Genomic DNA, 10777 nt, shown 5'->3' on the forward strand with positions numbered 1-10777 from the left:
CATTTCAAGGAGTCCTACATGACCAAGACTGTTATCACCAGCGACAAGGCCCCGGCCGCCATCGGTACTTACTCCCAGGCGATCAAGGCTGGCAACACCGTTTACATGTCGGGTCAGATTCCTCTGGACCCAAAAACCATGGAACTGGTCGAAGGCTTCGAAGCCCAGACCGTCCAGGTCTTCGAGAACCTCAAAGCCGTGGCTGAAGCCGCCGGCGGTTCGTTCAAGGACATCGTCAAATTGAACATCTTCCTCACCGACCTGAGCCACTTCGCCAAGGTCAACGAGATTATGGGCAAGTACTTCGACCAGCCTTACCCAGCCCGCGCCGCCATCGGCGTAGCGGCCCTGCCAAAGGGTTCGCAGGTTGAAATGGATGCCATCCTGGTCATCGAGTAATGTGTCCGGCGCAGCCGCGCGCTGCGCCGACTGCTCTGCAGCAAAGTAAGTTTGAAAGGATTCCACCATGCGCAAAGCGCTTGCTCTCTCGCTGCTCGCCCTGTTTTTGGGCGGTTGTGCCAGCAACCCTGCCGACCGTGATATCAGCGGCACCTGGATCAATCAGGTAGCAATCGACGCCGCATCCAAAGGCGCTCCCCTGCGTGAAGCGCTTCAGGCCTATGGTCCGAACCTGGAATGGGACGTCAACACCAAGGCCAGTCAGGCCCGCTACACCAATGGTTTTGAAAATGTCGACGGCAAGCTGCTGGGCGATGAGTCCGGCGCCTGGAAAGTCGACTTTTATGGCAGTTCCGGCAGTGAACTGAAGCGCGACGGTAAACAATTGAGCCAGGCCGCGACCGAAAACGAACCGGCCCAAGTCTTCGACCGCGCTTTGATTCCCGTGCCGGATGGCGCACCGATTGGCGCCAGCTTCGAACGCGCACTGTATTCGGCGTACATGGGCGGCAGCTGGAAAGTCGTCAGCGGCCCCGGTGAAGGCAGTAACGTGCAGTTCCAGGCCGATGGCCAGGTGACCGGCCTGCCGGGTGCTGATCGCTATGCGCTGTGCCTGGCCGGCGACTGTGCATCGATGAGTGGCGGCAACGACAACATGTGGCTGCAACTCAACGGGCAAGGAAACCCCTGGATCTTTGCGCGCAAAGGCAAAGAGCTGGAAATCTTCCAGGCCGTAAACACCGCTCAGGCGGATGAAATGCCGCAGTTCACCCCGGGTGATCGCAAGTGGTTGCTGGAAAAGCAGTAAGCAACGCATAACCCATGCAGGAGCGAGCAGGCTCGCTCCTGCAGTTGCTTCAGGGGGACTGTAATTCAGCAGCGCCCTTCAATAATCGCGGCATAACCCTCGCGAAAACTCGGATACTTCGGCGTCCAGCCCAACGCTTTCGCCCGTGCATTACTGCAACGCTTGCTGCCCGTGCGACGCACGCTGGCGTCATCGGCCCATTCAGTCACGCCCAGATACTCGCGCAACCAGCCCACCACATCCGCCAACGCTGCCGGCGCGTCATCGACACCGATGTAGACATCATCCAGCTTCACCCCGCGTCGATCCGTCTCAAGCAGGCACGCCATCAACCCGGCGGCGTCATCGGCATGAATCCGGTTGGCGTATAGCGGTGGATCGACCGCCACGCGATAACCCCGGCGGACCTGAGTCAGCAGCCATTCACGACCCGGACCGTAAATGCCGGTCAATCGCACGATGCTGGCGGGGATACCGCTTTTCAGAGCGATCTGTTCGGCTTCGAGCATCACTTGCCCGGAGTAACCCGCCGCTACGGCAGACGATGTCTCGTCGACCCACTCGCCCTCCTGCTGGCCATAAACGCTGCTGCTGGACACGAACAGCAGGCGATTGGGCACCTGGCCGTAGTCGTCCAGCCACTCCAGCACATGCTGCAAGCCTTGAATATAAGCGGCGCGGTAACCGGCTTCATCGTGATCAGTGGCAGCCGCGCAATACACCAGGTAATCCACCGCACCGACCGGCCAGGTCTCTGGGCAGTCTTTATTGAACAAGTCGCCGGCAACGCCGATCACGCCCTCGGGCAGGCGCGAGACGTCACGCCGCAGGCCATGAACTTCCCACCCCGCCGTCAACAATTGCGTGGCCAGACGGCTGCCAACATCACCGCAACCGGCGATCAAAACAGAAGGCGCGGACATCAGAAAACTCCCCTTGGAAACAGACAGACTAGCGCTGGCAATGGACGAGCGGCTAGCAATGCAGGAAAAAAAGATACTCTATTACTTCTGTTAACAAGAATTACTTGCAATAATACGCACCACTTTTGTTCTCGGCCTTTCGAGGCCTGGAAGAACATCACCCGTTTTTTTCTCTCAGGTCCGGCCAGCATGACACGCAATCAATTCCCCGCTTCGCCAACCAAACGACCTCGCGCCTGGAGCGCGGTGGCCGCCCTGCTGCTCAGCTTGATGCTGGCGCCTGTCGCCGCTTTCGCTGATGCGCAAGCGCCAGCCACTCCGGCCGCTGCCGCTGCACCCGCCGACCACGCCGCCCCGGCCGTGGCGCCTGCCGCGACCGATCCGGCCCACGCAGCACCTGCTGACGTAGCCACCGGCGAAGACGTTCCTGAAGTCCTCGAAGCCGACAACACCCTGGGCATGGCCCATGACCTGTCGCCGTGGGGCATGTACCAGAACGCCGATATCATCGTGAAAATCGTGATGATCGGCCTGGCCATCGCTTCGATCATCACCTGGACCATCTGGATCGCCAAAGGCTTCGAGCTGATGGGCGCCAAGCGTCGTCTGCGTACCGAAATCGTCCACCTGAAGAAAGCCGCCACGCTTAAAGAAGCCAGCGCATCGGCAACCAAGCCAGGCACCTTGGCCAACCTGTTGGTCCATGATGCCTTGGAAGAAATGCATTTGTCGGCCAGCGCCCGCGAAAAAGAAGGCATCAAGGAACGCGTGGCTTTCCGTCTTGAGCGCCTGGTAGCAGCTTGCGGTCGCAACATGAGCAGCGGCACCGGCGTACTCGCCACCATCGGTTCCACCGCGCCGTTCGTCGGCCTATTCGGCACCGTGTGGGGCATCATGAACAGCTTCATCGGCATCGCCAAGACCCAGACCACCAACCTCGCCGTCGTGGCCCCCGGCATTGCCGAAGCCCTGCTGGCGACAGCATTGGGCCTGGTCGCAGCGATTCCTGCGGTAGTGATCTACAACGTGTTCGCCCGTTCCATCACCGGTTACAAGGCGCAGGTAGCCGACGCGTCGGCAGAAGTCCTGCTGCTGGTCAGCCGCGACCTCGATCACCAGCCTGAGCGCAGCTCGCAACCGCACATGGTGAAAGTGGGGTAATCGGCCATGGGCCTGCATTTGAAAGAAGGGGCAGACGACGATCTGTCCGAGAACCACGAAATCAACGTCACGCCGTTCATCGACGTGATGCTGGTGCTCTTGATCATCTTCATGGTGGCAGCCCCGCTGGCCACCGTGGACATCAAGGTCGACCTGCCCGCGTCCACCGCCAAACCGGCGCCACGGCCAGAGAAACCAGTGTTCCTGAGCGTCAAGGCTGACCAACGCCTGTTCCTGGGCGAAGACGAAGTGAAGGCCGAAGCACTCGGCGCCACACTCGACGCCAGGACCCAGGGCAAGAAAGACACGACGATCTTCTTCCAGGCCGATAAAGGCGTGGATTACGGCGACCTGATGAACGTGATGGACAACCTGCGCTCGGCCGGTTACCTGAAGGTCGGCCTGGTCGGTCTCGAGTCGGCAGTCAAGAAATGATCACGACGCGCCATAAGCTGACGCGTTACAGCGGTAGCCTGGCCGTGGTGCTGGGCGTTCACGCACTGGCCATCGCGCTGGCCCTGAACTGGACCGCCCGCCCACCCATCGAATTGCCACCCCAGGCAATGATGGTCGAGCTGGCGCCGGTTCCGGCCCCGCCACCGCCTGCACCGCCGAAGGTCATAACGCCGCCACAGCCACCGGCACCGGTGGAAGAACTGCCGATACCGAAGCTCGCCGAAGCACCGAAGGCCGAGATCGCGGTGCCCAAACCGGTCAAGCCCAAGCCGAAGCCTCAACCGCCCAAACCTGTGGAGAAAAAACCGGAGCCGCCGAAGGAAAAGCCGTCCGAGGCAAAACCGAGTGAAGCGCCACCGACTCCGTCACAAACCGAGAAATCCGCTCAGCCTGTACCGGGCCCATCGGCTGCTCAGGTGGCGGCCAAGGCCAGTTGGCAAGGCACCCTGCTCGCGCATTTGGCCAAGTATAAAAAGTACCCGGCCAGCGCGCAGGCGCGGGGCAAGCAAGGCACGAACCGTCTGCGTTTCGTAGTGGATGCCGAAGGCAACGTGCTGTCGTACGAACTGGTCGGCGCGTCCGGCACTGCCGATCTGGATCGGGCCACGCTCGATATGATCCGCCGCGCCCAGCCGTTGCCAAAACCACCGGCCGACATGCTGAACAACGGCTCCATCGAAATCGTTGCACCGTTTGTTTATTCGCTGGAAAACCGCCGGCGCTGATACAAACCGCAACACCGCAAAGGCACCGAAAGGTGCCTTTTGCTTATCTACCCGCGGCAAACACGCATTGCCCGGTGTCACTCGACATACACAGTCTGATAACGTGCGTCTATCGATTGCAGCCGGTATGCTTGGCGCGCAACTTCATGGACGCTTGCTATGACTCTCACAGAATTACGCTACATCGTTACCCTCGCCCAAGAGCAGCATTTCGGCCACGCGGCCGAGCGTTGCCACGTCAGCCAGCCGACCCTGTCGGTGGGCGTGAAAAAGCTTGAAGACGAACTCGGTGTGCTGATTTTCGAGCGCAGCAAAAGCGCCGTGCGCCTGACCCCGGTGGGTGAAGGCATTGTGGCCCAGGCACAAAAAGTCCTGGAACAGGCCCAAGGCATTCGCGAACTGGCACAGGCTGGCAAAAACCAGCTGACCGCACCGCTGAAAGTCGGCGCGATCTACACCGTCGGCCCCTACCTGTTCCCGCACCTGATTCCGCAACTGCACCGGGTCGCCCCGCAGATGCCGTTGTACATCGAAGAAAACTTCACCCACGTGCTGCGCGACAAACTGCGCAACGGCGAACTCGACGCGATCATCATCGCTCTGCCGTTCAGCGAAGCCGACGTCCTGACCTTGCAGCTCTACGACGAGCCGTTCTACGTCCTGATGCCGGCCCAGCACCCGTGGACGCAAAAAGAATCCATCGACGCCAGCCTTCTCAACGACAAGAGCCTGCTGCTGCTCGGCGAAGGCCACTGCTTCCGCGATCAAGTGCTTGAAGCCTGCCCGACGCTGACCAAAGGCAACGACGGCGCCAAGCACACCACGGTCGAATCCAGCTCGCTGGAAACCATTCGGCACATGGTCGCATCCGGCCTGGGCATTTCGATCCTGCCGCTGTCGGCGGTCGACAGCCATCACTACGCCCCTGGCGTGATCGAAGTCCGGCCATTGTCGGCGCCGGTGCCGTATCGCACCGTGGCCATCGCCTGGCGTGCGAGTTTCCCGCGTCCGAAGGCCATTGAAATTCTCGCTGATTCCATTCGCCTGTGCTCGGTGGCCAAGCCGTCCGCGCAGGTGGTGGCGGGCTAAGCAAGCGTCATGACCGAGTTGTCGCTAGTGCCGGTGACGGCACTCAAGGGTGTCGGCGAAGCCATGGCCGAGAAACTGGCCAAGGTCGGTCTGGAAAACCTCCAGGACGTACTGTTTCACCTGCCCCTGCGTTATCAGGACCGCACGCGCGTCGTACCGATCGGTGCGCTGCGCCCAGGGCAGGACGCCGTGATCGAAGGCACTGTCAGCGGCGCCGACGTGGTCATGGGCCGTCGCCGCAGTTTGGTCGTACGCCTGCAGGACGGCACCGGCGGGCTCAGTCTGCGCTTCTACCATTTCAGCAACGCGCAGAAAGAAGGCCTCAAGCGCGGCACGCGAGTTCGCTGCTACGGCGAAGCGCGGCCCGGCGCTTCGGGGCTGGAAATCTACCACCCGGAATACCGCGCCATCACCGGCGACGAACCGCCGCCGGTGGATGAAACCCTGACGCCGGTGTACCCGCTCACCGAAGGCCTGACGCAACAGCGCTTGCGCCAACTGTGCATGCAAACCCTGACTTTGCTCGGCCCGAGCAGCCTGCCTGACTGGCTGCCAAACGAACTGGCCCGCGACTACCAACTCGCACCTTTGGCCGATGCAATCCGCTACCTGCACAACCCGCCCGCCGATGCCGACGTCGACGAACTCGCCCTCGGTCATCACTGGGCCCAGCATCGCCTGGCCTTCGAAGAACTGCTGACCCATCAACTGTCGCAACAACGCCTGCGCGAAAGCATGCGTTCGCTGCGCGCGCCAGCCATGCCCAAAGCCACGCAACTGCCGGCCAAGTACCTGGCCAATCTCGGCTTCAACCCGACTGGTGCCCAGCAACGGGTCGGCAATGAAATCGCCTACGACCTCAGTCAGCGCGAGCCCATGTTGCGGCTGATTCAGGGCGATGTCGGCGCGGGTAAAACCGTGGTCGCCGCCCTCGCCGCGCTCCAGGCCCTGGAGGCCGGATATCAGGTTGCCTTGATGGCGCCCACCGAGATTCTCGCCGAGCAGCACTTCATCACCTTCAAGCGCTGGCTCGAACCGCTGGGCATTGAAGTCGCGTGGCTGGCCGGCAAGCTCAAGGGCAAAAACCGCGTGGCCGCGCTGGAACAAATCGCCAGCGGCACGCCGATGGTGGTCGGCACTCACGCGCTGTTCCAGGACGAAGTGCAATTCAAGAACCTGGCGCTGGTGATCATCGACGAACAACACCGCTTCGGCGTACAGCAGCGTTTGGCACTGCGGCAAAAAGGCGTCGGCGGACGGATGTGTCCGCACCAATTGATCATGACTGCCACGCCGATCCCGCGCACGCTGGCCATGAGCGCCTACGCCGATCTCGACACCTCGATCCTCGACGAATTGCCGCCCGGCCGAACCCCGGTCAACACCGTGCTGATCACCGACACCCGGCGCGTCGAAGTCATCGAACGGGTGCGTGGCGCCTGTGCCGAAGGGCGTCAGGCGTATTGGGTGTGCACGCTGATTGAAGAGTCGGAAGAACTGACCTGCCAGGCAGCGGAAACCACCTTTGAGGACCTCACCGCCGCCCTCGGCGAGTTGAAGGTGGGGCTGATCCATGGCCGCATGAAGCCCGTCGAAAAAGCGGCGGTGATGGCCGAGTTCAAGGCCGGCAACCTGCAACTGCTGGTCGCCACCACGGTGATTGAAGTTGGCGTGGACGTGCCCAACGCCAGCCTGATGATCATCGAAAACCCCGAACGCCTGGGCCTGGCGCAACTGCATCAGTTGCGCGGCCGAGTCGGCCGGGGCAGCGCGGCCAGCCATTGCGTGCTGCTCTACCACCCGCCGCTGTCGCAGATCGGCCGTCAGCGCCTGGGCATCATGCGCGAAACCAACGACGGCTTTGTCATCGCAGAAAAAGACCTCGAACTGCGCGGTCCCGGTGAAATGCTCGGCACGCGGCAGACCGGTCTGCTTCAATTCAAGGTCGCCGACCTGATGCGCGACGCCGACTTGCTACCCGCCGTGCGTGACGCCGCTCAAGCTTTGCTGGAGCGTTGGCCGGACCACGTCAGCCCGTTACTCGACCGCTGGCTGCGTCACGGGCAGCAATACGGCCAAGTGTGAGCACCGTCGCAGTTTCTGAACCATCGGCTTGAGCAAGCTGGTTATACTCCTGCAATTGTTTTAGAACGGATACAGAACCATGACCGAAGCTGCCCTCGCACCCGCCTCCCCGCACGCTCCGTCGGTTATTCGGCTGCTGCTGGGCAAACTGGGCATCGCCTACGAAGAGGTCCTGGATCATCACGGCTTGAACCCGGCGCGCAAAGTCCAGGCCGTACTGCTCGATGACGCCGTGGGCTCGCTCATGGTGCTATTCCCGCAGAGCCAGCTGCTCGACCTCAACCGCCTCACTGAACTTACTGGCCGCCGCCTCACCGCCGTGCCCACCGAGCGCCTGGAAAAGATGCTCGGCAAGCACAACCTGAGCCTGTTGCCCGGCTTGCCGTCGCTGACCAGTTCGCCGTGCCTGTATGAAGAAAGCCTGCTGCGCGAGCCTAAAGTGCTGGTCAACTCAGGCGAACCGGGCGTGCTGCTGGAAATCACCAGCGAAGCCTTCAAGTCCATGCTGAACAAGGCCAGCGCTGCCAACTTCGGTGAAAACCTGAGCAGCATCCGCCCGAACCTCGACCGCCCCGACGATGACCGCGAGGAAATCACCCAGGCCGTTCAAGCGTTCACCGCGCGGCGCATCCAGCAACGCCTGGAAGCGACCATCGAAATTCCGCCGCTGGCCGAAACCGCACAAAAGATCATCAAGCTGCGCGTGGACCCCAACGCCACCATCGACGACATCACCGGCGTGGTCGAAACCGACCCGGCGCTGGCCGCGCAAGTGGTGAGCTGGGCGGCATCGCCGTACTACGCTTCGCCGGGCAAGATCCGTTCGGTGGAAGACGCCATCGTGCGGGTGCTGGGCTTCGACCTGGTGATCAACCTGGCGCTGGGCCTGGCCCTGGGCAAAACCCTGAGTCTGCCCAAGGACCACCCACAACACAGCACCCCGTACTGGCAGCAATCGATCTACACCGCTGCCGTCATCGAAGGCCTGACCCGCGCCATGCCGCGCACTCAGCGCCCGGAAGCCGGCCTGACGTATCTCGCCGGCCTGCTGCACAATTTCGGCTACCTGCTGCTGGCGCACGTATTCCCGCCGCACTTCTCGCTGATCTGCCGTCACCTGGAGGTCAACCCGCACCTGTGCCACAGCTACATCGAGCAACACCTGCTGGGCATCAGCCGCGAACAGATCGGCTCGTGGCTGATGCGCTACTGGGACATGCCCGATGAACTGGCCACCGCTTTGCGCTTCCAGCACGACCCGGCCTACGACGGCCCTTACGCCGAGTACCCGAACCTGGTGTGCCTGACGGTGCGCCTGCTACGCAGCCGTGGCATCGGCTCCGGCCCCGACGAAGACATCCCCGACGCCCTGCTCGAACGCCTGGGCCTGACCCGCGACAAAGCCAACGACGTGGTCAGCAAAGTCCTCGAAGCCGAAGTGCTGCTGCGCGAACTCGCCTCGCAATTCTCCCAGGCATAAAAAAACCCGCTCCCACTGGATCACTTCAATCCTGTGGGAGATTCTATGGTTGAGGGGAAGCCTTCAACCTGCTTTCGGTTGGTATTCACCTTGCCCTTTCAGCAGTGCAAATACGATCCGGGCAAGTTTACGGGCCAAGATCACCAGTGCCTGCGTAGTACTGAACCCTTTAGCTCTTTGTTCTTGGTAAAAACCTTTCCAGGCGGCTGTGCGGCTGGCCGACATGGCAGCGTTGTGCAAAAGCCGACGCGCCTCCGGATCGCCGCGCTTGGTCAGGCTGCGGCGACCGTCTTTTTGTCCTGACTGCGATACCCGCAAATCCATCCCCAAAAACGCGATGAAGGCATCTGCATTTCTGAAATCGCCTCGCTGAAAAGCCGCGATCAAGCGGGCACCAGTCAGAAAGCCGATACCTTCGACTTTCATGCAACGCTTCAACTGGGCAAGCAAGCCGGCTTCTTTCAGGCGGTCGTTGATCATTTTCTCGACCAGCCCTTCAAGCCTCTGCATGGAGGCCACTTGCTCGGCAAAAGCGGCTTTGAGCAGCGGTTCATTTGTCCAGCTCTGCACCAAGCCAACCCGCGCCTGAACCAGCGCCGCGCGCCGGCGGAAAAGGCTCAAGAGGCAGCGGTACAACGGCGATGGCGGAATCCATGGATGAAGCTCTTCATACTCGTTCTTCAGATAGCGAGCGAGTAACTTTGCATCCAGCGCGTCAGTTTTGGCGCGAACTTTCACACCTTTGCGGTAATGGCTCAGTTCATAGCCACCGACCATGTAAATGGTGCAACCGGCCTCATGGGCCAGGTCGGCGAACTCCAGGTGATAGATATTGGTCGACTCAATAGCGATATCGACCGGTGCCAGCAAGGCTTTCAGCCATTTCTTGATGGCTGGCTTGTTATTGGGAAGCGTCTCAAGCAGATCCAGTTCGGCCTGATAGATCATCAACTCACTCTTGGCGACATCCACGCCCACGATTGGCTTGATAGCAGAAACCGGCATTGCCATTAAACATCCCCCGAGATATGGTTTTGAGCACTTGAAGGGCTCACCCAGAGGCGCAGGCTTGTTCCTATCGTCGGTCTAGCCAGATGCATTCTTTATCGGCGCTTGGGTGAAAGGAGGAGGGGCGAAATCTCCCACGGATCTGTACTGCGCTAACAGTCAGAATCGAGCCTTGTCCCTCCTCCTCCCTTCAAGTCCTAGCATACAAGCGAGCTTGCTCGCGATGAATCCACCACGGTCTATCTGAACATCCTCAAGCCTTGGACTTGGCCTTCTTCGGCTTCAAATACTTGGTCAACCCCTGGAACCAGATCACCAACGCCGGGTTGCCCTTGATCTGAATCGACTTGTCCTGAATCCCGGTCATGAACGCCAACTGCTTGTTCTTCGCCTGCATCGTGGCAAAGCCGTACGCGGCATCTTTAAACGCAATGGCAAACGCAGGCTCGGCAATCACCCCGGCCTTGCTGGTGATGCGCTGATCCTTTACGCGGAAATGCCGCGCCACTTTCCCGTCCAGGGTTTGCAGCTGAAACACCAACTCCTTGTCCCCCAACTGCTGCTGGAACGCAGGATTGGTCCGGCTGGCCTTGCCCATCAACAAACCCAGCATCCACAGCAGAAAACGAAATTTCATGCGCAA

The 10777-nt window shown here is 60.9% G+C and carries 11 protein-coding genes; 8 read left to right on the top strand and 3 right to left on the bottom strand.

Translation table 11 applies throughout. From position 1 onward, the window contains the following. The first annotated feature begins 18 nt into the window (after positions 1–18). Together ACNYC6_RS12800 and ACNYC6_RS12805 are read left to right on the top strand one after the other, a co-directional pair. Positions 19–399 carry a RidA family protein gene (locus ACNYC6_RS12800; protein ID WP_003229509.1) on the top strand — a complete coding sequence of 127 codons (381 nt, stop codon included), beginning with the start codon at positions 19–21 and terminating at the stop codon, positions 397–399. A gap of 67 nt (positions 400–466) precedes the next feature. Then, the gene (locus ACNYC6_RS12805; RefSeq protein WP_419712586.1) at positions 467–1207 is read left to right on the top strand and encodes a hypothetical protein; all 741 of its coding nucleotides are present in this window, start codon (positions 467–469) and stop codon (positions 1205–1207) included. A gap of 65 nt (positions 1208–1272) precedes the next feature. On the opposite strand, the gene ACNYC6_RS12810 is transcribed toward ACNYC6_RS12805, so the two are convergent. Then, complete coding sequence (locus ACNYC6_RS12810) at positions 1273–2130, bottom strand: SDR family oxidoreductase (RefSeq protein ID WP_419712587.1); 858 nt, start codon at positions 2128–2130, stop codon at positions 1273–1275. 189 nt (positions 2131–2319) lie between these two features. Here ACNYC6_RS12810 and exbB point away from each other — a divergent pair, with 189 nt between their 5' ends. From exbB to ACNYC6_RS12840, 6 genes are all read left to right on the top strand, one after another. After that, entirely contained in the window at positions 2320–3291 is a 972-nt protein-coding gene (exbB, locus tag ACNYC6_RS12815) for a tonB-system energizer ExbB (protein WP_419712588.1), read from the top strand. A gap of 6 nt (positions 3292–3297) precedes the next feature. Continuing rightward, positions 3298–3726, top strand: coding sequence for a TonB system transport protein ExbD (exbD, locus tag ACNYC6_RS12820; protein WP_085716199.1), 429 nt, complete (start codon positions 3298–3300; stop codon positions 3724–3726). Further along, positions 3723–4472, top strand: coding sequence for a TonB family protein (locus tag ACNYC6_RS12825; RefSeq protein ID WP_419712589.1), 750 nt, complete (start codon positions 3723–3725; stop codon positions 4470–4472). The genes exbD and ACNYC6_RS12825 overlap by 4 nt, the downstream gene beginning before the upstream one ends. A 159-nt stretch (positions 4473–4631) precedes the next feature. Next, positions 4632–5561: a hydrogen peroxide-inducible genes activator gene (locus tag ACNYC6_RS12830; RefSeq protein WP_338583894.1), complete on the top strand. Its 930-nt coding sequence runs from the start codon at positions 4632–4634 to the stop codon at positions 5559–5561. 9 nt (positions 5562–5570) lie between these two features. Continuing rightward, the gene (recG, locus tag ACNYC6_RS12835) at positions 5571–7646 is read left to right on the top strand and encodes an ATP-dependent DNA helicase RecG (RefSeq protein ID WP_419712590.1); all 2076 of its coding nucleotides are present in this window, start codon (positions 5571–5573) and stop codon (positions 7644–7646) included. Positions 7647–7725: 79 nt separating this feature from the next. Further along, positions 7726–9126, top strand: a complete 1401-nt coding sequence (locus tag ACNYC6_RS12840; protein WP_419712591.1) for an aminoacyl-tRNA deacylase and HDOD domain-containing protein — start codon at positions 7726–7728, stop codon at positions 9124–9126. Positions 9127–9189: 63 nt separating this feature from the next. On the opposite strand, the gene ACNYC6_RS12845 is transcribed toward ACNYC6_RS12840, so the two are convergent. Together ACNYC6_RS12845 and ACNYC6_RS12850 are read right to left on the bottom strand one after the other, a co-directional pair. Further along, complete coding sequence (locus ACNYC6_RS12845) at positions 9190–10137, bottom strand: IS110 family transposase (RefSeq protein ID WP_419708264.1); 948 nt, start codon at positions 10135–10137, stop codon at positions 9190–9192. Positions 10138–10387: 250 nt separating this feature from the next. Then, entirely contained in the window at positions 10388–10771 is a 384-nt protein-coding gene (locus ACNYC6_RS12850; protein WP_419712592.1) for a helicase, read from the bottom strand. Positions 10772–10777 lie beyond the last annotated feature (6 nt).

The organism is Pseudomonas sp. NFX224, from assembly GCF_048565165.1.
GTDB lineage: Bacteria > Pseudomonadota > Gammaproteobacteria > Pseudomonadales > Pseudomonadaceae > Aquipseudomonas.